The organism is Magnetospirillum fulvum, from assembly GCF_900108475.1.
Lineage (GTDB): Bacteria > Pseudomonadota > Alphaproteobacteria > Rhodospirillales > Magnetospirillaceae > Phaeospirillum > Phaeospirillum fulvum_A.
In genome coordinates, this window is the sequence record NZ_FNWO01000018.1 from 26,974 (window position 1) to 53,380 (window position 26,407).

Below are 26,407 nucleotides of genomic sequence, written 5' to 3' on the forward strand. Positions count from 1 at the left end.
GTTTATTATAAATAATAAACTGTAATTATATTGATAATAGGAAATAAATCTATCACAATTATAGATTGAAACTGTCTCCTAGGTATGAAGAATTTTTTTTAAACTCTAGTGATATTCTTGTTCGAAAATCGCGATGGATTCGGCGGATCCCCGGTTTTGATCGCCGCAGAGGGGGCGCAGGGACGGCCATCAATGGATATTCTGTCTCCAGATATGAACGCAGACACGTCATCTTCCGTCGAGCCACCGCGCCTCGTGCCTCACCACGCCGGTCCGGAGCGGGCTTGGCCGGTCCGACGCTTCCATCAATGCTTTGAACAGGTTGCCGAAAGCCAGCCCGAGGCAGTGGCGATCCTCTCTGACCATGGCCTGCTGACCTATCGCGATCTGGAGCAAAGGGCCAACGCCCTGGCTCATGCTTTGATCGCCCTGGGGGTGACCCGCGAAGAGGCAGTGGGGGTGCTGACCAATCGCTCGGGCGATTTGCCGCTGGCCTTTCTGTCGATCTTGAAGGCGGGCGGGGTCTATGTGCCGATGGGGGCGGATTTGCCGCCGCTGCGGCTGGCCAATATCGCCGCCCAGGCGAAGATGCGGCATTTGATCGTGCTCGACGGGGTGGAGCCGCCCGCAGCCCTGCTCGACGTGATGAAGGCCCCAACGATCCTGCGGCCCGAGGATCTGACGCCAGAGCACTTGGCCCGCGACGGACACCGGCCCGACCGGCCCGGCTCTCCCTCCGATCTGGCGGTGATCCTGTTCACCTCTGGCTCGACCGGCGAGCCGAAGGGCGTGCTGCTTCAGCACGATGCCTGCATCAATATGAGCCTGGGCCATATCGAGGCCCAGGGCATCACCGCCGCCGACCGTTTCCTGCTGTCGGCAACCCCCGGCTTCATCCTGGGCCTGCGCGAATTGTGCCTGCCGATGCTGGCCGGGGCTGCCTATGTCCCGGCCTCGCGCGCTTTGCTCGACGATCCCGCCGCGATGCTGGCTCTGATGTCGCGCCACAGGGTCAGCGTCGCGATGTTCACGCCGTCTTATCTGCGGCTGTTCCAGGGGGCGGTGCCGGACGGTCTGCGCTGCGTGATAACGGCGGGGGAGCGTCCCAACGCCCAGGACGCGCGGGCCTATGCCGCCCGGCTCGATTATTGGAACATCCACGGTGCCACCGAGGTCTGCGGCACCATCTGCATGCGCAAGGTATCGCCCGACGATCCCGATCCGCTGCCGAGCGGGCGGCCGATGGTCAATATGGCAATCGTGCTGCTGGACGATGACGGCAACGAGGTTCCGGCGGAAGGGATTGGCGAAATCCATGTGGTGGGGGTGGGGCTCGCCCGCGGCTATCTCGACCGGCCGGAGATGACCGCCGAACGCTTTGTCGAGACCCGGTTCGGCCGGGCCTATCGCAGCAACGATCTTGGTCGCTGGAACGAAAACGGCGAACTGGTTTCGCTCGGGCGGGCCGATGACGTCGTCAAGGTCTCGGGGCAGGCGGTGGCGCTGGGCGAGATCGAGACCGCGTTGTTGCGCCAGGACGGAATCGGCCATGTCGCATTGATCCAGCACCGGGGGCGGCTGATCGCCTTTGTCGAAAGCGATCCGGCGATGGCGCGTCCGCTCGCGGCATGGCATGCGGTTCTGGGGCAGACGCTTCCCGCCTATATGATGCCGTCCGAGGTGCGGATGATCGCCCGGATGCCGCTCAATCCTTCGGGCAAGGCCGACCGCAAGGCGTTGCAGGCGCTGGCCGACGAGGCGGCATCGGCGCGGAGTGGGACGCCGCCGCAAGGGTCGCTGGAGCAGGAGATTGCCGCGATTTGGGACGAGTGCCTGGGCTGCGGCGCGGTCTGGCGCGAGGACAGCTTTTTTGCTCTGGGTGGCACCAGCCTGTTGGCGGTCGCGGTCAGCCAGCATTTGCAGAGGGCGGGATATCCGGTGACGGCGCGGATCGTGCTGGCGGCGGGAACCCTGGCCGCTCTGGCCGAACGGATCGAGCGTTTGGCCGAGGACGAGGCGGTGGAGGAGGCGTTCAATCCCGACGATCTGGCGGTTGCCGGACAGCAGGATTTCTGGCTCGCCCGCCAACTCGGGCTGGCGACGATTGGGGCGCAGATCACCCGGATTTTGGCGGTGCAGGGCAGTGCGCCGCCGCCCGAACGCTGGCGGGCGGCCTGGGCCGAGGTTCTGGCCCGTCACCCCGCCTTGCGCTCGGCCTTTGCCTCAACCGCCGCAGGGACGGTGCAGTGCCGGACCATTGCCGTTGCAGACTTGCCGTCCGAAGCCGGGTTCAGCCTGGACCGTTGCGACCGCGCCGAGGAGGTCGCCGCCCGGATCGCGGCGCGGGCCGATCAAAGCTTCGATCTGTCCCGCCCGCCCTTGGCGCGGGCCGGATTGGTCGAAGCGGGGGGCGAGACACTCGTCTGGTTCACCCTGCATCATGCCGTTGCCGACGGTCTGTCGGCCCGGATCGTCCAGGACGATCTGTATGCCCTGGCGCAAGGGCTCCCTCTGCCGCCCGCCGCCGACGGGGCGGTGCAGGCCGCTCGCGCCGAACGCCGGGCCATCGCCTCGGGCCGGGCCGGGCGTGATGCCGCCTACTGGCGCGACCGGCTGGACGCGGCAGTGCAAGGGGGGGGCGAGCTGTTCGCCGAGCTTCCCACCGACCGCCGTCGTCCGCCGGTCCCCAGCGGAGACGGGGCGGCCCCGCTGGTCGAGCACCTTGGTCCCGAAATTGCCGCCGCGCTGACCCGGCTGGCCCAGGCGCAACGGGTCGGGCTGCACGCGCTGCTGCTGGCGCTGCTGGCGGCGGAAGCGGGGCGGCGGACCGGGCGCGGCTCCCTGTTGCTCGGCACTGCGATCGAGACCCGTCCGCCGGGGGCGGAGGGCTCGGTCGGCTATTTCGTCAATCTGCTGCCGCTGATCCTGCCGGTCGGCGGTCCCGTGCCGCTGGCGGAGCGGATCGTCGCGGCCCAGGCGGTGTTGAGTGAGGCTGCCGACCATGCCGCCAGCCCGTCAGGCGAGATTTACCGCGATTTCCGTCGCCTCCATCCCGAGGCGCGGCCGCAATCGCGCACCGAATTGTTCGACATCACCTTGACCGCCAATCCGTCGCGGCGAAGTGCCGATCCGGCGGCGCCGTTCGCGCTGGTGCCGCAAACCCCTCCGGGCTGGCGGGCGCACCCGGCCGGTGGGCTCGATCTAGTCTTCAGCCACGAACCGACCGAGGAGGGCGGTATCGAGTTGATGTTGCTGTGGAACCCCGATCTGTTCAGTGCGGCGACGGCGCGGGACTGGCTGGCCGGGTTTGCCGGGTGGGCGCGCTGGCTGGCCGAGGATATCAGCCGGGCCGAAGCACCATTGCCGCCGCTGCTGCCATCCGAGGCGGCGTTGCTGGCGGGCTGGGAAGCCGGTCCGGTCCGGCCCCGACCGCCGCTGCGGGCGCATCAAGTGTTCGAGGTCTGGGCCGATCTTGAGCCGGAGCGGATCGCGGTGGCGGGCGAGGGCGGCCTTGTCCGCTTTGGCGATCTGGAGCGCCGCGCCAACCGAATCGCCGCCCGCCTGATCGGATTGGGCGTCGCCCGCGAGGAGCCGGTGGCGGTGCTGGCCGAAACCGGTCCCGACCTGCCCGCCGCACTTCTGGGCATCTGGAAGGCGGGGGCGGCCTATCTGCCGCTGGCCGCCGAACAGCCGCCCGAGCGGCTGGCGTTGATGGCCCGCGATGCCGGGGCGCGGATTCTGATCGCGCCGGAAGGTCTGGCGGTGCCACCGGCGCTGGAGGATGCGGTCGCAACGATCCTGCGCCCCCAATCCGACGCAGCAGGGGATGAGGTCGCCCCGCCCCGCCCGAGCATCGCCGGATCGCCGCAGGACATCGCCTATATCATCTATACCTCGGGCACGACGGGAACGCCGAAAGGGGTCCTGCTTCAGCATGACAGCCTGATCAACGCGATCTTGATGAGCGGGGAGAGCTTTGGCCTGACGCCAAACGACCGCTTTGCCCTGGTCGCGACGCCGGGTTTCGATGCGTCCTTGTGGGAATTAGGGATCGGGCTGTTGCTCGGTCTGGCCTTGGTGCCGGTCTCGCGGAGCTTGCGTGACGATCCGTGGGCGTTGAAGGCCTATTACGCCCGCCATGGCGTCACGGCGGCGTTTCATGCGCCGTCTTATCTGCGGATCAGTCGGCAGACCCCGTTTCGCGGGATGCGGGTCCTGCTGACCGGCGGTGAGGCCCCGACGCTCGACGATGTCGCCTGCCATGCCGGTCAGGCCGCGTTCTGGAACGCCTATGGCCCGACCGAGACCTGCATCTTTGTCAGCGCCGATCTGATCCCCGCCGATTTCGACCGGTCGCGGCCCTTGACCGTGGGTCGGCCGCTGGCCAATACCAGGATTTCGATCCGACGCGAGGACGGAACCCCGGTACCGCCGGGGGTTACCGGCGAGGTGTGGCTGGGCGGGGCCGGGCTGGCGCGCGGCTATGCCAACGCCCCCGACCTGAATGCCCAGCGCTTCATCACCGGCCCGGACGGACGGTTCTATCGCACCGGCGATCTGGGGCGGTGGAGCGACGACGGCAGGCTGGAAATCGTCGGTCGGATCGACTTTCAGATCAAGTTGCACGGCCAGCGGGTCGAACTGGGCGAGATCGAGCAGGCCCTGCGCGCCTTGCCTGCGATCGAAGAGGCCGTCGTGCTGGTCGAGGCGGCGGCGAACGGGACCAAGGCGCTGTGGGGCTTTGTCCGGCTGCGCCCCGGTGCGGCGCTGCCGTCGCCAGAGGAATGGCGGGCAGAGCTGGGGCAAAGCCTGCCTTACCACATGATTCCCGCCGCGATCCTGGCAATCGAGGCGATTCCGCTGACCCTGGCGGGGAAGATCGACGGGGCGGCGCTGCTGGCCCTGCCCCGGTCGCGCCCCGACGACAGCCACCGCACCCCGCCGCAAGGGGAGATCGAGGCGGCGATTGCCGCTCTGTGGGGCTCGTTGCTGGGGACCGACATCTGGCGTGAGGATAATTTTTTCGCCCTTGGCGGCAATTCGCTGCTGGCTGTCACCATCGCCCACCGTCTGTCGGCCGAGCTGGGCCGCAAGGTGACGGCGCGCGATCTGTTCGCCGCGCCGGTGCTGGCCGAGTTCGCAGGGCGGGTCGCGGCGGCCGATGCCGCCGACAGCGGGGCAGGGGAGGATGCCAGCGACCGCGCTACCCTGGGCCAAATCGAGTTCTGGACCGCCGAACAGGCCGGGCTCGACACCCGCCCCTTTACCATTCCGGTGCTGCGCCAAATGGTGGGGGTGCCGCCTGGGCTGGAGGCGTGGAGCCGGGCCTGGGCCGATCTGGTCGAGCGTCATCCTTTGTTGCGGGCCTCGTTCCACCCCGACGACGCGGGCGATCTGCGGATTGTGATTGCCCCCCGGCTGGAGGGGGGGATCACAATCGAGGATGCGGCTTGCCCTGATCTTGTTACCGCCCGCAGCCATATCCGCCAGCGCCAGGGCGTTCCCTTCGCGATGGGGAGCCCGCCCTTGTGGCGGCTGGGGCGGGTAGGCGTCGAGGCCAGCGGTGAGAGTCTGGTCTGGCTCGCGCTTCATCACGCGATCGGCGACGGCCAGTCGGTCGGGCTGCTGCTGGACGAATTCGCCGCCCGGCTGCGGGGCGAGCGGCTTGCCCCGCCCCCTGGCCTGTTCGCCCAATCGGCCGCACGCGAAGACGCCTATCTGGCCGGGCCTGAGGCGGCGGCCGATGCCGCCTTCTGGCGGGCGCGTCTGGCCGCCTTGCCCGATGCCGCGTTCGAGGATGGGCGGCTCGACCATCCCCGTTCGCTGGCGGTGCCGCCCGGCAATCATCGTTTCGAGGCGCGGCTGGAACCCGCCATTGTCGATGGGTTGAAGGCGCTGGCCCGGGCGCATGCCGCGTCTTTGCACGCTTTGATGCTGACCCTGCTGGCGCTGGAGGCAGGGCGGCGCGACGGTCGGACCGATATCGTGCTCGGCTCGCCCGCCTCGCTCCGGGAAACCGAGGCCGAGGGCGGGATCGTCGGCTGCTATGTCAACATGCTGCCGGTGCCGTGCCATCTGCCCCGGCCGATCTCGTTCGGGGCAGCGTTGCGGGCGGTGCAGGCGGCGCTGGCCGAGGGCTTGCAGCATGGCCGCTACCCCTTTGCCCGGATCTACCAGGAGTGGCACGGCACCAGGACCGGCGTTCGCCATCCCGCCCGTTTTCCCCTGTTCGATCTGGTGGTGACGGAAAACCCGCTCCCGCCTGTCTCAGCGGTGCCTGACCGGTGCCGTCTGGTCCGGCTGGAATCTGCGCCTTATGAACGGACCGACGCCTCGCCCGGCCAGGATATGGTGCTGACCCACGAAGGGGCGGAGGATGGCGGTCTGGCGCTGCAATGGCATGTCAACGCCGCTTTGTTTCGCCGCGACAATGCAGAGCGCTGGTTCGAGTCCCTGACCGGCTGGGCGCGCTGGCTGGGCGAGGAGATCGGCCGGGCCGAAGCGCCGCTGCCGACGCTGCTGCCCGCCGAGGCGGCGTGGCTGAGAGACTGCGAGCAGGGAGGTGCGGTGGCCCGTCCGCCGCTTCGCTTCGACCAGTTTTTTGAACAGATGCTCGACCGGGGTGGAGTGGAGCAGGGGCGGCGCCCGGCGATCCTGACCTCGGACAGCACTGTCAGCTATGACGCGCTGGAGCAGGATGCCAACGTCATCGCCCATGCCTTGGCGCAGCGGGGCGTCGGGCCGGGGGCGGTGGTTGGTGTGCTGACCGAACGCTCGGCGGCTTTGCCCGCTGCCCTCCTCGGTCTGTGGAAAGCCGGAGCGGTCTATCTGCCGCTTGCCGCCGACCTCCCGCCCGAGCGGCTGGGGCTGATCGCCGCCGATGCCGGAATCGCCGATCTGATCGCGCTGGACGGGCTTGTGGTGCCTCTCGACCTAGCCGCGATCCTGCCGCCGCCGCTGCGACCCGAGGCGATCGATCCGGCGTTTCGTGTCACTCATCTCCACCGCCCGAAGCCGTTGGGCGCGGCCGACGCAATCGCCTATATCCTCTATACCTCCGGCTCGACCGGGCGGCCCAAGGGGACGCTGATCGGCCACGATGCCTACCTCAATACAATTTTGGGCGCGGGCGAGGCGCTGGGGCTTGGCCCCGACGATCGGACCCTGGCGATGGCCTCGCCCTCGTTCGATGTTTCGCTGTCCGATTTCGGGCTGCCGCTGGCCTTTGGCGCGGCTTTGTGCCCGGTGCCCTATCCGGTTTTAAGTGCGCCCAGCCGTTTCCGCGCCTTCCTGACCGAGATGAAGATCAGCGTCGCCGACATCACGCCGACCTATCTGCGGCTGTTCGACGGGGCCGATCTGCCCAGTCTGCGGGCGCTGGTGACGGGGGGCGAGGCTCCGTTCGCCGCCGATGTCCGGGCCTATGCCGGGCGGCTTCGTTACTTCAACGCCTATGGCCCGACCGAGAACGCGATCACCAGCACGATGGGGATTTTGTCGCCCGATCCGGTGGCCGTGCTGATTGCGGGGCGGCCGCTGCCCAATACCAGCGTCCATCTGTGCGACTCAACAGGGCACAGAATGCCGCCCGGCGCGATTGGCGAAATTTGGCTGGGCGGGGCTGGGCTGGCCAAGGGCTATCTCGCACGGCCCGAGGCGAGCGCAGCCGCCTTCATCGACACGCCCGAGGGGCGGCGCTATCGCTCGGGCGATCTGGGGCGGTGGAATGCGGCGGGCGAGCTGGAGATTCTCGGCCGCGCCGACGATCAGGTCAAACTGAACGGCATCCGGATCGAACCGGGCGAAATCGAGTACGCGCTGGGCCGTCTTCCCGCCATCGCCCAGGCGGCGGTGGTGTTGGATGGCGCGGCGGGGCAAAGCCAAAGTCTGTGGGGGTTCGTCCGGCTTGCTCCCGGCCACGCCCTGCCCGCCGATGCGGAATGGCGGGCTTTTCTGGCCGAATCGTTGCCCGCTTACATGATCCCGGCGGCGCTGATCGAGATCGCCGCGATCCCGCTCTCGGTTTCGGGCAAGGTCGATAAGGTGGCGTTGGCGCGTCGGCTCGCCGTCCGGACGGAAGGGGGGCCTGAGCGCGAGCGGCCCCAAGAGGGGCTGGAGCACGAGATCGCCGTTCTGTGGAGCGAAGTGCTAGGCCACGGTCCGGTTTCTCGCGACGATAATTTCTTTGCCCTGGGCGGCCACAGCCTGCTGGCCATCGCGCTGGCGCACCGGCTCGAAACCAAATTGGGCCATCCGGTCTCGGCCCGCGATCTGTTCGCCGACCCGACCCTGGCCGGGTTCGCCCGCCGCGTTGCGGCCCAAGCCACCCAGCCGCCCGAGGCATCGCGCCACTCCGACCGCGCCAGCCTGGGCCAGCGCGATTTCTGGGTTGCCGCGCAGGCCGGGTTCGACACGCGCGGCTTCATCCTCCCGCTGATCCTGCGGGTTGAGGGCGAGGTGCCACCGCCGTGTCTCTGGCAACGGGCTTGGGCGGCGCTGGTCGCCCGTCATCCGGCGCTGCGGACCCGCTTTGCCGAGGATGAATCGGGGGTGCTATGCCGGATCGTTGCCGAGGACATCGACGGCCGGTTCGAGGTCAGCGAAGCCCCCGACCTTTCCGCCGCCCTGGCGGCGATCCGCGCCCGCCAAGGCGAACCGTTGGCGATGGATTGCCTGCCGCTGTGGCGGGCCGGGCTGGTCACCCTGGCCGGATCGGAACCGCCGCTGTTCTGGCTGGCGCTGCACCATGCGGTCGGGGACGGCGTTTCGCTGGGGGTGCTGGTCGAGGATCTGTCCGCTCTGCTGCGGGGAGAGGCGCTGACTCCGCTGGCCGACACGTTTGCCGTTTCGGTCGGTCGGGAAGAGGGCTACCTCGAATCACCCGCCAGCCGGGAGGATGCGGCTTATTGGCGGCGTGCGCTGGAATCGCTCGGCGATGGTGCCCCGGACGGGGGGCATCCGTTCGACGATTGGCCGCTCGATTTCCCCCGTCCCCCGACCCGAACCGGGCCCGGCGCGCATTGCTACAGCTTGCGCCTGTCTCCCTCCACCGCCGCCGGTTTGCGTGAGCTTTCCCGCACCAACGGGGCCAGCCTGCACGCGCTGATGCTGACTTTGCTGGCCCGCGAGGTGCGACGCCGCACCGGACGGTCGGCCTTCCTGCTGGGAATGGCGGCCTCGACCCGCGAGAGTGCGGCCGAGGCGGAGACGGTCGGCTATGGCATCAACATGATCCCGTTGCCCTGCCGGATCGAGGCGGATGCGCCGCTCGCTCCGACCTTGCGGGCGATGCAGCAGACGCTGACCGAGGCGTTGCCCCACGCCCGTTATCCCTTCGCCCGGATGTCTCAGGAGGCGCGGCGCGATCCGTCCCATCCCCCGCATCCGGGCCGGTTCCCCTTGTTCGATGTCGCGGTAACCGAAAATCCCGGCACGGGCGAGGCGGTCGCACCCGGTCCGGTCCGCTTTGCCGCCGTCACCTTGCCGAGCGGTCCGGAGCCGCGCTACGAACTGCGCCGCAATGCCCCCGCCCAGGACATGGTGCTGGTTCACGAGGCCCAGCCCGACGGAAGTCTGGTCCTGCATTGGTACGTCAATGCGGCCCTGTACGAAGCCGCCACAGCGCGGCGGTGGATCGAGTCGCTGGCCGAAACCGCGCGGGTCTGGGGCGAGGGAAGCCTGGATGCCGAGGCCGCACCGCCCGCTCTGCTGCCGGGCGAGGCGGCGGTGCTGGCCCGCTGGCAGACCGGCCCGGTATTGTCGTTGCCAGCCCCCAGCCTGCCCGAGCGGGTCCGCGATTGGGCCGTCTCTCAGCCCGATCATCCCGCTCTGATCACCAAAGCGGGGGAGGTCGGTTATGCCGCGCTTGAGGCCCGCGCCCTCCATCTGGCTGATGCCCTGCGCCGTCACGGGGCAAGGCGGGGGCGGTCGGTCGGGGTGCTGACCCATCGCTCCGCTGCTCTGCCCGAGATCGTGCTGGCGATCTGGAATGCGGGCGCGGCCTATCTGCCACTGTCCGCCGATCTGCCGCCCGAGCGGCTGGCCTTTATCGCCCAGGATGCCGGGCTGGGGCTGATCGTTGCGCTGGACGGGCTGGACCTGCCCGCTGGTCTCGACCGCCTGCCCCTGTTGCGTCCGGAATGCCTGCCCGCCATCGCGCCGGTGCCGCGTCGGGCGGCGGCGGGGCCAAGCGGGGACGATCCCGCCTATATCATCTACACCTCGGGCTCGACCGGCCAGCCCAAGGGAGTCGTCCTCACCCATCGCGGGCTCAACAATTTGGGCGAGGCGCTGGCCGCCGCGCTGGGGATAACCGCTGAGGACCGGGTGTTGCAGATGGCTTCGCCCGCCTTCGATGCCTGGATTTCCGATCTGGCGATGGCCTGGGCGGCGGGGGCGGCGCTGGTTCCGGTCCGGCGTGACGAGATCGACGATATCGCCGGGATGGCGGCGACGATGGCCCGGCTGGGCCTGTCGGTGGCGACGATGCCGCCATCCTATCTGCGCCTGTTCGGCCAAGCCGATTTCCCCAATCTGCGGGTTCTGATGACGGTGGGCGAGCCGCCGATCCTGGCCGATGCCCGCCATTACGCCGCCCGGCTGCGCTATATCAACGGCTATGGCCCGACCGAGACCACCGCCGCCGCCGCGATCGGCCAAGTGTCGCCCGAGGCACGGCGGCTGACCGCCGGGCGTCCCCTTGCCAACACCAGCATCCATCTGCTTGATCCCGACGGACGGCCGGTTCCCCCCGGCGCGATCGGAGAGGTCTGGCTGGGTGGGGCCGGGCTGGCGGCGGGCTACCTCAACCGGCCCGATCTGACCGAAGCCGTGTTTGTCGAGCGCCCCGAGGGACGTCTCTATCGCAGCGGCGATCTCGGCCAATGGAGCGGCGAGGGCGAGTTGGTGATCCTTGGCCGCGCCGATAGCCAAGTCAAATTGCGCGGACAGCGGGTCGAACTGGGCGAGATCGAGCGGCGGCTCGACGCCCACTCCTTGGTGCGCCACAGCGTCGCCCTGGTCGAAACGACCGAGCCGGGCGGGCAAAGTCTGTGGGCATTCGTCCGGCTGGAAGACGGCGCGGTGCCGCCCAATGCCGCCGATTGGCAGGAGTATCTGTCGCTGACGCTGCCCTCTTACATGCTGCCCTCGGCGGTCGTTGTCGTGCCTGATATTCCGCTGACGGTTTCAGGCAAGATCGACCGGGCCGCACTGCTGGCGCAGGTGAGCGACGCAGGCGGCGCTGACAAGGACAGCCCGTTGCAGGACGAGATGGAACGCCGGATCGCCGCCATCTGGGCCGAGCATCTGGGCCGCGCCAGCATCGGCCGCGACGACGATTTCTTTGACTTGGGCGGCGACAGTTTGCGGGCGATTGCCGTCGTCAACCAGTTACGGCGCAACGTTCAATGCGCGATCAACGATCTGTACGAGCATCCCCGGCTGGCCGATTTCGCTAAACGCTGCCGTCCCAGGCCCGAGCATCTCCGTGGCCTGCTGCGCGATGCGGCGGCGGATTGGCGGGCCTATCAAGACACTCTTGCCGCCTACGAGGCCCGGCGCGCCGCGATGCTGGCCGAAGCGGAACGGGCCTATGCCGCCCGCACCCAAGCCTGCCTGAGCGGGGCGACCGGCGCGCGGCGCAGTTATGACGAGGTTCTGCTGACCGGGGCGACCGGCTATCTCGGGATCTATTTGCTGCGCGCCTTGCTGGCCGAGCCCGAGCGGCGGGTTACCGTGGTGGTCCGGGGAGCCTGCGATAGCGCGGCCCGGACCCGTCTTGGCGGGCTGCTCCGTCACTATTTCGGGGCAGAGGCGGCGGCGGCGCTGGGCAACGATCCCCGTTTGACCATCCTGGCGGGCGATCTGCGCCAAGGCGATCTCGGCCTGTCGCCGGAGGCGCGCGCCCGTCTGACGAAGCGGCTGGGGGCGATCTTCCATTGCGCCGCCAATGTGAAGCATTTCGGGCCGTATAGCGCCTTCGCCGCCGACAATGTCGCCGCGACCGCCAAGATGATCGCGCTGGCCGAGGCGTCCGGGGCCGATCTTCACTTCATCTCGACCCTGTCGGTCTGCGGCAAGGCCCCCGATCACGGCTTCCGGCTGTTCACCGAAGACGACCCGGTTCCCGAGTCTTTGGACGAGAATTACTATACCCGCAGCAAGCAGGAGGCTGAGCGGCTGGTCGTCGCGGCGCGGGAGCGGCTCGCCAATGTCGCAATCCATCGGGTCGGCAATGTCGTCTTCGCCGCCGAGGGCGGGCCGCTCCAGGCCAACATCGGCGAAAACGCCTTCTTCCGCCAAGTGGGCGCCTTCCTCCGCCTCGGTGCGGTGCCCGCCGAGTCCCACGTCTGGTTGTGCCATGTCGATTGCGTGGCGCGCGCGATCGTGCTGCTGGCCGAGCAATCCAGTAGCCCCCACCTGACCCACCATATCGAGAATGCCGAGCGGCTGACCCTGGCCGAGCTGATGCCGAACCTGTCGGCCTGCGATTTTGGCGCGTTTATCGACCGGCTGGATCAGGCGATCGACGATCCGGCCCTGGCGGCGGCGCTGGCCGAGACGATGGAGACTTTCGGTCTGTTCCGTGGACTCTCCCCCCAGTCCCGCGCCCGTCGGTTAGAGATCGTGTCGAGCCGGACGCAAAGCCGATTGTCGCAACTGGGGTTCGCGTGGCCTTCGGTTCCGCCCGAGGGATGGGCGGACGTCCTGCGCCGGGCGGCCGGGCTATTTGAGGAGGGGGCTGCCGCGTCGCGTGACGTCCCGCCGGGACGTCACCAATAGGGCGTGATCCGATCCGAGGCGTTGGTGATGATCGGTTCGGCGCGACGGGGCGTGCTGCGGGCGAGCAGGATGAAAAACGCTCCCTGCATCCCCGACAGCCAGCCGAAAGCCAGGAAGCAGACGACCGAGGCGTCTGTCTTGGTCTCGTTGGCGACAAAGGCCGGACCGGCGCACAACACGGCACCGATGGCGGCCGTGGCCAAGCAATACGGAACAATCCGGCGCAGCCAGCGCTGCTGGTTGGGGCCTTCATAGCGTTCGGCAACGGCCCCGACGAACAGGAGCGGCGAGCACAGAACCGCGAAGATCATCGCATTGCGCCACGGGCTGGACGGAACCATCCCCACCGACGCGATGAAGAGATAAAGGGGGGTAATCGACGCCACCCCAATCAGTGCCCCGATTCCGGCACCAATGATGATCCGCCCCATCCTTGCCAACGTCATGGTCTTCTTCTCCCCGCACCACCGTCGGCCATATCCCCCGCCGACAGTCGAAACCAGATAATGCGCCGATTCGCGATCGCACGTCTGCGCGTAGTATACCACGTTCTGCGGTTGCCGTGCCGCCGCGTCAATCATTTCCTGTCATCGCGGCAAACGGATGAATGAACGCGCCGTTCAAGGCTGGTTCAGGGGAAAGCGTGCACTCTCTGCTCGTCGCCATCCCGGCCGAGACGAATTGAGAAGCGGAGCCTCTCCCATGATTTACCGTGCCATCCGTGTTGCTTTTTCCATGCTTAATTTCGCGGTTGCCATCCCGGCCTGCGCCGCCCCGATCCTGGGACAATAGCCGGAGCGGGGACGCGTCCTTAGCCGACCATGACCGGCGTAGGCCGGACAGCGGCCACGTCCGGGTCCGGCAGGCACACCCGCGATTGCGGCAGGGTGATCTCGATCCGGGTTCCAAGGCCGACCCGGCTTGTCACGGTCAGACGACCGTCATGCAGGGCACAGATGCCCGCCGACAGCGGCAGGCCAAGCCCGGTTCCCTCGATCGCGGCGACGCTGTTGGACCGCCCGAACGGAGTGAGGGCCAGGGCCACCTCTTCCTCGCTCATCCCCCGCCCGTTATCGCTGACGATGATCTTGCAGTCCTGATTGGCAGCGGCGGCGGCAACGATGTCGATCCGGCAGCCATGCCCGCCATATTTGACCGCATTGGTGCCGAGGTTGAGCAGCACCTGCAACAGGCGGCGGCGATCGGCCCACAATTTGAGGCCGGGGGGATCGACCCGGACGTTGACGGTGATCCCGGCAGAGCGGGCCTGGTGCGAGAGCATCGCCTCGACCTCGTGCAGCAGATCGACGAGATCGAGAGTCGAGGGCTCGAGCCGCAGGCTGCCCGCTTCGATCGCGGCGCTGTCGAGCAGATCGTTGACCAGATCGAGCAACAGCCCGCCCGAGCGATGGATATCGGTAAGATAGCCCCGCTGACCCAGGGTCAATGAGCCGTGCAGTCCCGCCATCAGCGCATCGGAAAAGCCCAAGATGACGTTGAGCGGCGAGCGCAATTCGTGGGATAGCGAAGCCAGAAAGACCCGGCGGCGTTCCATCATCCGGCGCAGATCGCGGGTCCGTTCCTCGACCCGGCATTCCAGGCTTTGTGCTTCACGCTCAAGCTGCGAGAGCAGGCGCAGCACCAGCAGGGTTCCGCCCCAAATGACCCCGCTGACCGCCAACAGAGTAACGATGCCGACTTCGACCCTGCGCCACCAGGGAGCCAGGATTTCCTGGCGCGACATCGAAACCACCACGGCCAACCCATAGGGTTTAACCACGCTGAAAGCCGCCGTCCGGGTCAGACCGTCAAGCGGCGAGGTTTCGGTGAAGGTGCCCCGCTCGGCCTTTCCGGCAAAGCGCAGGAAGGTCGGATCGGCGTCGAGAACCCGACCGACCGCGCCCGGCACATGCGGCGCGCGGGCCAGGACCAGTCCATCACTCCGCAACAGGGTGATCGCCCCGCCGTTCGTGACCCGAAAACCGTTATAGAGACGCTCCAGCGCCTCGATATCAATCGCGGTGAGCATCGTCGCGATCGGGCTGGTCGGGTCGGCGACCCCGCGGACCAGCGGAATGACCGTCTTTCCGTTGAGACGGCTTTCGATCGGAGCGGAAACGACGATCCGTCCCGGCTGCACGTCTTTCAGGTAAGGCCGGTCGGCAACGGAAAACGCCTGCATGTCGCTCAGCGTCCGCAACACGCCGTCATGGCCGATCACGGCAACGGGGATGATGCAATCGTCATCACCCATAATCGCCATGAAGCGGGCCGCCGCGACCGGATCGGGCCCGGTCGGGCGCAGTACGGATTGTTCGAGCGTTCCGAGGAAAAGGTCGGTCAGCGAAACCAGACGTCGCACATGCTCGGCGGCGATCTGACTCATCCGGTCCAGCCCGTCCAGCCTCTCGCGCTCGGTGTTGCGATAATCTTCCGCCAGCCACAGAACGGCCGAGACCCAGGCGACCAGGATCGAGAGAACCGCCACGGCGATAACGACCATCCGTGCGGGACGATGCCCTATGATCGCGTCCACGGCTCCCCCAATCCCCGTTTAACATCCGAAAGGAATATTACATCCGTCAAAAAGTCTCTCGCAATGCTGGCGAGGCAAACTTTTTGGCATACCTCACCATACAAAAAAGAACCCTGTGAATATAAGGGTTATCCCGACATGTTGATCGTCCAGAAATAGTTTTATATTTTTTTCAATACACGGAATGTCTCAATAAATTTAAAAATCTAAGACGAAAAACAACCCCATACTAAAGATTAAAACGACAGATTTTGCCCTCTCATTTCCTGAAAAGAAGAATAAAATTACACAACATTCAACCTATACCTCCGGTTGGTTCCCCGATGCGACGAACCCGGACGAGGCGGAGGCGTCCTGGCGACGGGTCGATGCCTCGTCCCGATTCTTCCCAGGCGGGCGGAAATTTCTATTGAAGAAGAAAGGTCTAGCGATTCGGCTGGAGCGTTCCGGCACTGGGGTAGCCGACGCGCGTTGCCGAGCCAGTGATCCTGCCATCCCTGCGCATGGGTCGCGTCCAAGACGCGGACGATGCTGGCGCAGCGGGTGCTTCCCAACGCGGCGACGATGGATTTTGAACTATGGCCTATCCAGAGGTTGGGCTGAACCGGACAGGTTAGGAAAATTTGAACAAAGGAAATAGAAATTTTACTCAATGTAAATTGTTATACTAAACATTAATTCCCTGCCAATCATCTAGCTTTCATCTATGCTTGAGTGTTGTTTAGCAGGGCAATTCAGGGGCTCGTGCGATTAACTCGCCGATTTCCCTGTGCTTCTATTTTTTCATCATTGCCCGCATCAGGTCGTTGGCGTCGAATACGACGTCGGGGGCATCCAGCCGCCCGTGCAGGCGAATCCCCAGCGGGGGCAGACCGGCATTGGCCGGAGCGATCGTGAGGCGGGCATCGACCGCTTGTCCGCCCAGATCGACGCTGCCGGTTCCGGTCAGGCGGCCGCCCTCGGCGGTCAGGGTCAAATCGCGGCTGGAGACGGTGCCGCTTTCGGCGCGGAAACTGCCGGACAAGGCTGAAAAGCGGGTGGTGCCCCCGATCCGCCCGCCCGACAACAGCCCGGCAAGGTCGTGTCGGCTCAATCTGGCATTGGCCTCGGCCAGATCGAAACCCTGTATCGACCCGTTGGCAATGGTGATCTTGGCCTCGCCGCTGAGGGTCGCAGCCAAGTGCGCCGGAGCCAGTCCGCTCGCAGACAGACGGGCCTGGCCGTCGAGCTTGCCCCCGGTCAGCGTCAGTCCACCCGCCGACAGTTTGAGACCGCCGGCATCGAGTCCGGACAGGGTCAGATCGCCGCTAAGACCGCCCGGCATCAGCCGCGCGCTTCCCTCGATACGTCCGCCCAGCGCCTGGGCGCGCAACCCGTCGATCGTGGCTCCGTTGCCCGTTCCGGTCAAAGCGAGATGGCCGGAAACCCCATCCAGCCTCCAGGATTTGACCATCAGGGTGGCGATGCGGACCGTCATCTCGGCGCGGGGAAGCCCGCCCAGCGGCATCGCCTCGACCCGCCCGCGCGGCACCGGGGGCGGCGGGGCGCTTTCCTCGCCCCGCGTCCGGGTGGAGTGTCCGGCGGCGGCGGGGCGGGGAGCCCGGGCTGCTGCCAGCGCCGTGCCTTTGCCTTCCGGCGGCAGGAAGGGGTCAAGCCGCACTTCGCCCGCAGTCAGGTCTGCCCGCACCGGGCCGTCCGGCTCGATCCGGACCGTGCCGCCGATCTGGGCGGCTCCGGCGGTCAGGCGTAAATCGTCGAGGGTCAAGCTGCCCTTGTCGCTGCCCAGCGTCGCGCTTGCCCTCAAGGCTCCGTCGCGGCTGGGACGATAATCGGAGACCAGCAGCCGCACCGCCTCGGCATAACTGGGGCCGTGCAGTTCCAGCGCGCCGACCAGCGTGCCGTCGTCGCCGCGCCCGCCATCGAACGCCGCCTCGATCCCCCGCACCGACAGGTGCGCGGCGATGCTCTGTCCCAGGCTGACCGAGCCGGTGGCGCGGATGTCGTCGAGCCCTAGCACCAGCGGCGACAGATCAAGACGCCCGTCCCGGCCGGACAGGGTGGCGTCGAGCCGGGCATTGCTGGGCCAGGCCCCGCCGCCGCTGCCCGGCCAGACCCAGGCGCGCAACCGGGGCGGATCGGCGCTGTCGAGCCGCATCCGGCCTTCGAAGGCCGGGCCGCGCTCTCCGGTCGATACTATCCCGCTGAGACCCAGCGCGGTGGCGCCGGGAAGCTGGGCCGAGACGTTGCTGAGGGTCAGGATGCCGCCGTCGAGCATCGCACTGAGGCGGGGACGGCGCACCACCCCGCCGCGCCAGCGCACCGTGTCGGCGGCAAGGTCGAAATTGACCGTGACGTTGGCGGGCAACGGCAGACGCAGCGCCGGGCTGGTCGCCTTGGTGACCTTGGTCGGGGCCGAGGGGGGCGGAGCGGTCGTTGCGCTTCCCGCTGCCTCAGCCTCGGCCTTGGCCTTGGCCCGGACCAAAGCCGGACTCGACTGATCGAGGTCGAGGGTCTGGGCGCGCAGGCTGACATCGACCGCGACCGGGCTGGCCCCTAGAATGGCGACGATCTCGCCGCCCGCCCGCGATTCGCCCAATGCGACGGTGATTTCCTGCAAAGCCGCCTCGTCCGGGGTTACCGACAGCCGTCCCTCGGCGGTCAACGGCAGGTCGGGCAGCACGTCCGATCCCGCCGCTCGGGCCAGCGAGGGCAGGTCGAGCGACATCCGCCCATCGGCCCTGGTTGCGGTGACCGTTGATTCGAGCCGGATCGTCCCCCCGGTCGAATCGGGTAGCCGCAATTGAGCGCGCAACGGAACCGCAGGTCCGCCGCCGGGCCGGGCTCCCTCGGCTTCGAACGGGAGGGACAATCCGCCCAATCCCAACGTGCCACTGGCAGTGAAGCCGCCGTCCAACCGTCCCCCGGACGCGAAGATCTCGCCTAGTCGCACCGTGCCGTCGAGCGACGCCCCGGCTCCCAACCGTCCGCCGATCAGGCCGATTTCGGCCAGGGCGATCCGCCCCGACAACAACGGCCAGATGCCAAATTCCAGCCGAACCGTTTCGAATCCGGCGGTGCCGATCGCGACCCGCTTCAAGGTGACAACCGGGCTGGGAACCAGACGGGCCGAGATCGGTCCCGACACCACCACCGGCCAGCCCAGCGCCGCCGTTGCGCTACGTTCGATCCCCGGACGCAACGAACTCCAATCGATCAAGGCCGGAACCGCCAGCACCGCCACCACGCCGCCAGCCAGGGTTGCTGCGGCGATTTTCAGGGAGACAACAGTCATGATGGATCAGGGGCCGTCTGTTCGGGGTCAGTGTCGGGGTCCGGCTGGGGCTGGGCGTCAGGCTCCGGCGCGGGGGAAAGGGAAGGGGAGTCGGTCGCGTCCGCGTCGGGCGCAGACGGCGGGACCGGTTCGGGCCGTCGCTGGCGCAGGGTCACCAATTCCTCGGCAGCGGTGGGGTGGACCCCCAGGGTCGCGTCGAATTGTGCTTTGGTGGCGCGGCAGCGCAACGCCACCGCAAAGCCCTGAATGATTTCGGGCGCATCGGGGCCGATGACATGGACCCCCAGCACATGATCGTCGTCGCGCTCGACCACCAGCTTGACCAAAGCCCGCCCCTCGCGGCCGGTCAGGCCTTGGCGCAGGGGACGGAAGCGCGAGAGATAGACATCGACGCTGCCATACAGCCGCCGTGCCTCGTCCTCGCCCAGCCCGACCGTCGCCAGCGGCGGCGCGCCGAACACCGCCGTCGGCACCAATTGATGGTCGATCGCGGTGGGGCACCCCTGGAAGGCGGTGCGGACGAAGGCTCCGGCCTCGGCCAGCGCCGCAGGAGTCAGATTCAGCCGGTTGGTGACGTCGCCGACCGCCCAGATATGGCGGACCGAGGTTCGGGAGAAGGCATCGACGATGATCGCGCCCCGCTCGTCGATCTCCACTCCCGCCGCCTCCAGCCCCAACCCGGCGCTGTTGGGCCGCCGACCGGTGGCATAGAGGATCAGATCGGTCTCGATCGTCTCGCCCGGATTGCCCTCGGGATCGGCGGTGAGAACCCGCGTGCCGGTGCGGTCGCGCTCGATGGCGCGGACCAGGGTGCGCGGGCGGATATCGACGCCCAGCGCCCGCATCTCCTCGGTCTGGGCCGCGCGCAGATCGGGATCGAAGCCGCGCAGGATCGCCTCGCCGCGCAGAATCTGGGTGACCTCGACTCCGAGCGCGTTGAAGATTCCGGCGAACTCGACCGCGATATAGCCGCCGCCAACGATCACCGCCCGACGCGGCAATTGCATCAGGTCCAGCGCTTCGTTCGAGGTGATCGCGTGTTCGATCCCGGGCAGGGTGGGAAGGAAGGGCTTGCCCCCGGTCGCGACCAGAATCGTCGCGGCGGTCAGGCGGCGCTCGCCCACCTGGATTGTATGGGGATCGACCAGGGTGCCGCGTCCTTCGACCAGGGTGACCCCGGCCTCGCGCAGCACGCGGGCATAGATCGTCTCCAGCCGGTTCAGTTCGGCGTTCTTCGCCGCGACCAGCCTTGCCCAATCGAACTCCGCCCCTTCAATTCGCCAGCCAAACGCCTCGGCATCGGCCAGTTCAGAGGCGAACCCGGCCCCGATCACCAGCAGCTTCTTGGGCACGCAGCCGCGCATCACGCAGGTGCCGCCGACTCGCGATCCCTCGACCACCGCGACCCGACGCCCGGCTTCGGCCGCTAGCCGACTGGCCCGAACGCCGCCGGAACCGGCCCCAATCGTGATCAAGTCGAAATCGTAGGCAGTCATGGGTGAATCCTTCGGCCGGGGAAGGCCTTCTTTCTACCAAGACGGATCGGCAGCGAGAAGCGCCACGTCAGGCGCGGCTCCGGCGTCTGGCCGACAGACGCCGACATGCGGCGGAACCAGACCGGTGGGAGCCAGCGTTGCAGGTCAACCCCGGCTCCGACCATGATTCCAGCTATTGCCCCCGCTGCGGCAAGCTTTTTTTGTGCGCCGCCGCACATACCCGCCATGAAGCCGGTTGGGGCGTTCCGGTCTAGACCCGGCCTTCGAAGCCGAATCCGGCGGCATCAATTGCGGCTTTGACCTGGGCTTCGTCGGCTCCATCGACGGTTACCGCCTGGCGGTCGAGATCGACCTGGACCGTGGCCATAGGCGCGGCTTCGGCGATAGCCTGGGAGACGGCGCGGGCGCAGCCGCCGCAGGTCATGCCGGAAACGCGATAGGTGGTGGACATCGGTTGCTCTCCTCTGCTGAAACGACACAAGCGGCGGGCGGGGGTTTTGCTAGCCCCCCGCTCCAGTACGAATGATGGTCGAAACCGGGACCAGCACCAACCCTTTGGCCTCCAGCCCCGGTACCCATCCCGCCAGCGCCTCGATGGTGCCGTCGTGGGGGTGGCCGATCGCGACGGCGAAGCCGTGGCGGCGGGCATAGGCTTCGGCCTTGGCGAGCTGGGCGCGGACATGGGCGACGCCCTGGTCGTTATCAAGGAAGACGTGGCGCGAGGCGAACGGCACGCCGAACTGGCGGGCGGTTTCGGCTCCGGCGCTGCGCTCGGTGGTGACGGAATCGACAAAGATCAGACCGCGCCGCCGCAATTCGGCCATCACCACCCGCATCGAGGCGGGATCTCCGGTGAAACGGCTGCCCATATGGTTGTTGATGCCGATGAAACCGTCAAAACGCGACAGATCCCAGTCGAGGCGGCGGCGGATTTCCTCGGGCGTCTGGCCGACCTCCAGTACCTCGGGACCGGCTTCGAAATTGGCTCCGCGCGGCTGCATCGGGACATGGACCATCAATTCGTGGCCGCGACGGCGCGCCTCGGCGGTCAGCCGGGGCAAATCCTCGGCATAGGTCATGAAGGACAGGGTCAGCGGTCCGGGCAGGGCGGAGATCCGCTCGGCGCGGCGGCGGTCGATGCCAAGATCGTCGATGATGATCGCGATCATCGGGCGGCCGCCGACCCGGGGCGACGGTGCGGCATGGCGCATCCACACCGCCGCTCCGGCGGGGGGAAGCTTGGCCGAGGGAACCGACGGCGGCGGGGCGGGCAGCATCGCCACCACGTCCGAGGCACGGCCGATTTCCAGCGATTCCGACGAACCGGGATCGGGGCGCGGCGGCGGCGGCTGGATCAGCGGCGGGCCGGATTCGGCGGGGGCAGATTCCTCCTCGGACGAAAACGGCGGCAGCGGCGGAGCTTCCGGGGCGGTCTGGGGCGGCTCGGGCTGAATCGTCGCGACCGGTGGAGGAGCGACGGGGGCGGGGGGAGGACCGGACCAGCGGCCGAGACCGAGCCCTAGCAGCAGTCCGAGCACCAGCACGGCGGCCAAAGCCGCAACGATCACGCCGGGGCGTTGCCACAGTGGGCGTCTGTACCCCATCAGCATCCGTCTGACCTCACGTCGGCCCACCCGGGTCTCCTTTACGATTTCGGTTGATCGGCGGTTATAGACCGGGCGGGAGGACGGTCCAAGGCAAGAGAGGCGGTGATCACGACGGGCGCCACCGCTTCAGCAGCAGGGCGTTGGTCACCACCGAGACCGAGGACAGCGCCATCGCCGCCCCGGCCAGCGCCGGACTGAGCAGCCCCGCCGCCGCCGCAGGCAGGGCGATCAGATTATAGGCGAAGGCCCAGACCAAGTTCTGGCTGATTTTCCGCGAGGTGGCGCGCGAAATCGCCAGAGCTTGCGGCACCAGGGCCGGATCGCTCCGCATCAAGGTCAGCCCGGCGGCCTGCATCGCCGCGTCGCTGCCGCCGCCCATCGCGATTCCGATATCGGCGGCGGCCAGGGCGGGAGCGTCGTTGATGCCGTCGCCGACCATCGCCACCACGCCGAATTCGGATTTGAGCCGGGCCAGTTCGGCGACCTTGTCCTCGGGCAGGATTCCGGCGCTGACCCGGTCGATCCCGACTTTCGCGGCCACCGCCCGGGCGGCGCGGGGGCTGTCGCCGGTCAGCATCGCCGGGACGAGTCCCATCCGCTTCAACGCCGCCACCGCCGCCACCGCCGTCGGGCGGACCGGGTCGGCCAAGGAGACGAAGCCGATCAGGGCCTTATCCGCCGCCACCCACATCAGGGTGTGGCCCAAAGCCTCTTCCGCCTCGGCCGCTTCGGCCAGCGGGGCGGGATCGATCCCGCTTTCCGTCATCAGGCGGCGGCTGCCGATCACGATTGTCCTCTCTGCCACAATCGCGGTCAGGCCGCGACCGGGCAGGGCACGAAATTCGCTGACCGGGTCCAAACCCAGTCCTTCGCTTGTTGCCGCCGCGACGGTGGCCCGCCCCAGCGGATGTTCGCTGCCCTGCTGGGCCGAGGCGACGAGGCGAAGCAGCGCCGTCCGGTCGCCGTCCAGAGCGCAAACGGCCGCCAGGGCCGGGCGTCCCTCGGTCAAGGTGCCGGTCTTGTCGAACGCAATCGCTGCGACCTTGTGGGCGCGCTCCAGCGCTTCGGCGTCCTTGATCAGGATGCCGTGACGGGCGGCGAGACCGGTGCCGACCATCAATCCGGCCGGGGTCGCCAATCCCAGCGCGCAGGGGCAGGCGACCACCAGCACCGACACCGCCGCGACAAAGCCGGTCGTGCTGTCACCGGCCAATCCCCACCAGCCCAGGAAGGTCGCCGCCGCCAGCGCCACCACGACCGGGACGAAGATCGCCGAGACCCGGTCGACCAGCGCCTGGACCGGGGCTTTGCTGGCCTGGGCACCGCGCACCAGCCGGATGATCCGGCCGATCGTCGATTCGGCGCCGACACGGGTGGCGGCAACCCGCAACAATCCCTCGCCATTGACCGATCCGGCTACCACCATGTCGCCTGCGCCGCGTCCGACCGGCAGGCTTTCGCCCGTCACCAGCGACTCGTCCAAGGTGCTGTCGCCTGCGCTGATGGTGCCATCGACCGGCACCCGCTCGCCGGGGCGGATCAGCACGGTTTCGCCGATCCCGACCAGGGCGGCGGGAACCTCGATCTCGAGTCCGTCACGCTCGACCCTCGCCGTCGCGGGCTTCAGCCGCATCAACGCCCGGATCGCTCCGGCGGCGGAATGGCGGGCGCGGTTTTCCAATGTCTTGCCGAGCAGGACCAGGGTGATGACCACCGCCGATCCCTCGAAATACAGCGTTCCGTGGTGGGCATCGCCACTCAGCACCCGATAGGCCGACAGCCCGAACGCCGCCGAGGTTCCCAGCACCACCAGCACGTCCATGTTGCCCGCCCCGCCGCGCAGCGAGGCCCAGGCTCCACGATAGAACCGCGCGCCGATGCCGAATTGGACCAAGGCGGCCAAGATCAATTGGGTCCAGGGCGGCAGCAAAGCGTGTCCGCCCGCCATCTCCAGCCCCATGTCGAGCATCAGCGGCAGGGCCAGCAGCGCCGACAGCGCCAGCAGCCCTAGATCGCGTCTGTCTCGCCGGATTCGGTCGGCCTCGGCGCGGTCAAGGTCTTCGTCCTCGCCCGAACGGGCGGGGTCGGGGGCGAATCCGGCCTTGACGATGGCGGCTTCCAGCGTCGGCGGCGAGACCAGGGCGGGATCGTAGCGGATGTCGGCCCGTTCGGCGGCGAGGCTGACCAGGGCTCGCTCGACCCCCTCGACGCGGCCAAGCACCCGCTCCAGCCGGGTCGAACACGCGGCGCAGGTCATGCCGTTGATGCCAAGCGACAGGTCGGCCAAGTCTTTCGCCGGGGAAGAGTGCGACGTCATCGCTGCGGGCCTCGTCGATTTGCGAACATTTCTTAAATGGGGAGGCGGCGGCGGCGAGGTCAAGCCTAAACCTCCGCCCTGCCATTCCGCTGGACCGCACCCTGTCTTTACGGGTAATTTTCAGGCTGGTTCCGACAGGTTTTCCTTGGAGAGGTGCCCGCCGTGCATGATCCGTATAACGCTTTCACTCTCGGCGGCGATGTCTATATCGATGGCGCCCGCCAAGGTCCGCTGGCCGGGCTGACCTTTGCCGCTAAGGATGTGTTCGACGTCGCCGGTTATGTTACCGGTGCCGGTAATCCCGATTGGCGGCGGTTGGCCGAACCGGCCCGACAGACCGCCTGGGCGGTGTCGGCCTTGCTGGAATCCGGCGCCCGTCTGGTCGGCAAGACCCACACCGACGAATTGACCCGCGGCATCTTCGGCGACAATTCCCATTACGGTACCCCGGAAAATCCGCGTGCTCCCGGCCATGTTCCGGGCGGATCGTCCAGCGGCTCGGCGGTCGCCGTCGCTGGTGGCCTGGCCGACATGGCGCTCGGCACCGACACGGCGGGTTCGACCCGTGTTCCGGCCTCGTTCTGCGGCGTGTTCGGGCTGCGGCCGACGCTGGGGGTGGTCCCGATGGACGGCGTGTTGGGCCAGTCCAACACGTTCGATACGGTCGGGCTGCTCGCCGCCGATCCCGACGTGCTGGCGCGGATGGGCGAGGTTCTGCTGCGTAAAAAGGTGGCCGACCAGCGCCCGGCCCGCGCCGTCGTGCTCGAAGATACGCTGGAAGCCGCCGATCCCGAGGTTGCTGCCGTGATCGAGGCGGCGCTGCCCCGGATCGCCGAGGCGGTGGCCCCGGTGACGCGCGGTGTCCGCATCTCGCCGGTGCCGTTGTCCGACTGGATCGAGCCCCAGAACGCGATTCAGGGCCGCGAGGCGTGGGAGACGTTCGGCGATTGGATCAACCGCTCGAACCCCCGCTTTGGCTTCGAGGTCGCCGACAATTTCCTGAGAGGCTCGCGGGTCGCCAACCGCACCTTGTCGGCGGCGCGGGGGTTCCGGCTGCGGGCGCGGCGTTGGGTGCTCGACGCGCTGGAAGGCCATGCGGTGCTGGTGCTGCCGACCACTCCGGTCACTGCGCCGCCGGTGCAAAGCCCGCGTTCGGTGATGTGGGATATCCGCTCGCGCATCATCAGCCTGACCGCGATTGCCGGAATGGCGGGATGCCCCCAGATCAGCCTGCCACTGTGTAACGTCAACGGTCGTCCGGTCGGTCTGTCGCTGATCGGGCCGCGCGGCGGTGATTCGCTGCTGCTGGCCGCCGCCCGCCGGATCGGCAAGGCGTAGCGCTGGAGCGTCAGCGTCGAAGACGAAAGGGCGCAGACCGGTCTGCGCCCTTTTCTTTTTCGTGCCATGCCGTTCGACCGGGTGCGGGGCGCGATAATCCGTGATAAAGGCAGGCTACATAACGACTGCCGACAATCCGCCGCGACCGTCCGAGCCCGCTGTCCGGTTTCAGACAGGGTCTGTCACGGTTGCGACAGCGTCGAAACCGTCGCGCTGGCGCCGGAAGGACAGCCGTGCCGCTCTCTCTCGTCGATTAAGGCGATCGTTTAGAATGGCATGGCGCTTGCTTTTGTAATTTTCGATCTCGATCCCGACCGGTTTTCAAGGATTTTCGTAGGATGTTCGCACCGACCAAGGCTCCCTGGATCAGCCCCGGCGTCGTCATCCACGAACCCGAAGCTCCGGTCAACGAGATGATCGCGAAATTTGCCCGCACCATCGCCGATCGCGGTTTTACCGTCGGCGGCTGCCTGCGTCTGGGCGACGAGACGGTCGATCTCGCCAGCGGACAGCCGATGGCGATGAGCGGAGAAGACGCCGCCGCCCGCTCTTTGCGCACCGCGATGCGCGACGATGCCGATCTCGCGGTGGTCGGCGGGTTCGAGGCGTTCCGTCATGCCGCAACCGAACTGACCGCCGCCGTCGGCGAGGGGGCGTCGCAGGGCATGCCGGTCCTGACCACCATTCCCGATGGCAGCGTCCAGCACTGGCACGATTTCGTCGGCACCGGCGGCGCGCTGATCCCGCCTGCGATGCGGGGCTTGTGGCGCTGGTGGGGACCGGAGCGGCTCTATCGCGATCTGGCCCTGGGCGTCGCCGCCGACGAAGTCCGCCAGATCGTGATCGGTCCGCGCTGGTTGATGGTCGAAGGTCCGGCCGGGGCCGGTCTGGCCTATCTGCCCCGCAATGCCCGCGATCTGATCGGCCGTCTGCCCGAATTTCGCAAGATGAGCCTGAAGCAGCTGGCTGAGTTTTCTGGCTCGTGGGATCCGCTCGAAATGGCGCTGGGGGTCGCCGCGATCAACGCCCATTACAACC

General features: G+C 67.7%; 10 protein-coding genes. 3 read left to right on the forward strand and 7 right to left on the reverse strand.

Features of this window, described 5'->3' with window-relative positions:
- Positions 1-255: 255 nt before the first annotated feature.
- Positions 256-12,783, forward strand: a complete 12,528-nt coding sequence (locus BLW40_RS16070; protein WP_074770387.1) for a non-ribosomal peptide synthetase — start codon at positions 256-258, stop codon at positions 12,781-12,783.
- Here BLW40_RS16070 and BLW40_RS16075 read toward each other — a convergent pair.
- The 7 genes from BLW40_RS16075 to BLW40_RS16105 all read right to left on the reverse strand — a co-directional run bounded on the left by BLW40_RS16075 (position 12,774) and on the right by BLW40_RS16105 (position 24,031).
- Positions 12,774-13,229: a hypothetical protein gene (locus tag BLW40_RS16075; RefSeq protein WP_139305638.1), complete on the reverse strand. Its 456-nt coding sequence runs from the start codon at positions 13,227-13,229 to the stop codon at positions 12,774-12,776. The two genes, BLW40_RS16070 and BLW40_RS16075, sit on opposite strands and share 10 nt — an antisense overlap.
- 365 nt (positions 13,230-13,594) lie before the next feature.
- Positions 13,595-15,319 carry a sensor histidine kinase gene (locus BLW40_RS16080; protein ID WP_139305639.1) on the reverse strand — a complete coding sequence of 575 codons (1,725 nt, stop codon included), beginning with the start codon at positions 15,317-15,319 and terminating at the stop codon, positions 13,595-13,597.
- A gap of 775 nt (positions 15,320-16,094) precedes the next feature.
- Positions 16,095-18,611, reverse strand: coding sequence for an AsmA family protein (locus BLW40_RS16085; protein ID WP_074770393.1), 2,517 nt, complete (start codon positions 18,609-18,611; stop codon positions 16,095-16,097).
- Positions 18,608-20,107, reverse strand: coding sequence for a glutathione-disulfide reductase (gene gor / locus BLW40_RS16090; protein WP_074770395.1), 1,500 nt, complete (start codon positions 20,105-20,107; stop codon positions 18,608-18,610). The genes BLW40_RS16085 and gor overlap by 4 nt, the downstream gene beginning before the upstream one ends.
- A gap of 250 nt (positions 20,108-20,357) precedes the next feature.
- Positions 20,358-20,558 carry a heavy-metal-associated domain-containing protein gene (locus tag BLW40_RS16095; RefSeq protein WP_074770397.1) on the reverse strand — a complete coding sequence of 67 codons (201 nt, stop codon included), beginning with the start codon at positions 20,556-20,558 and terminating at the stop codon, positions 20,358-20,360.
- Between the two features lie 49 nt (positions 20,559-20,607).
- Entirely contained in the window at positions 20,608-21,711 is a 1,104-nt protein-coding gene (locus BLW40_RS18100) for a divergent polysaccharide deacetylase family protein (protein ID WP_280139929.1), read from the reverse strand.
- Between the two features lie 109 nt (positions 21,712-21,820).
- Entirely contained in the window at positions 21,821-24,031 is a 2,211-nt protein-coding gene (locus tag BLW40_RS16105) for a heavy metal translocating P-type ATPase (protein WP_074770400.1), read from the reverse strand.
- A 162-nt stretch (positions 24,032-24,193) separates the two neighbouring features.
- Here BLW40_RS16105 and BLW40_RS16110 point away from each other — a divergent pair, with 162 nt between their 5' ends.
- Both BLW40_RS16110 and BLW40_RS16115 read left to right on the forward strand, forming a co-directional pair.
- On the forward strand, positions 24,194-25,369 hold the full coding sequence (locus BLW40_RS16110; protein WP_074770402.1) for an amidase: 1,176 nt from the start codon (positions 24,194-24,196) through the stop codon (positions 25,367-25,369).
- A gap of 338 nt (positions 25,370-25,707) precedes the next feature.
- Positions 25,708-26,407 (forward strand): enolase N-terminal-like fold-containing protein (locus BLW40_RS16115; protein ID WP_139305640.1); only part of this gene is annotated, 700 nt, incomplete at its 3' end.

Coding starts and splice junctions, on each gene's coding strand:
- gor (WP_074770395.1), bottom strand. CDS start 20,107: ATGACTGCCTACGATTTCGACTTGATCACGATTGGGGCCGGTTCCGGC.
- BLW40_RS16085 (WP_074770393.1), bottom strand. CDS start 18,611: ATGACTGTTGTCTCCCTGAAAATCGCCGCAGCAACCCTGGCTGGCGGC.
- BLW40_RS16095 (WP_074770397.1), bottom strand. CDS start 20,558: ATGTCCACCACCTATCGCGTTTCCGGCATGACCTGCGGCGGCTGCGCC.
- BLW40_RS16075 (WP_139305638.1), bottom strand. CDS start 13,229: ATGACGTTGGCAAGGATGGGGCGGATCATCATTGGTGCCGGAATCGGG.
- BLW40_RS18100 (WP_280139929.1), bottom strand. CDS start 21,711: ATGGGGTACAGACGCCCACTGTGGCAACGCCCCGGCGTGATCGTTGCG.
- BLW40_RS16105 (WP_074770400.1), bottom strand. CDS start 24,031: ATGACGTCGCACTCTTCCCCGGCGAAAGACTTGGCCGACCTGTCGCTT.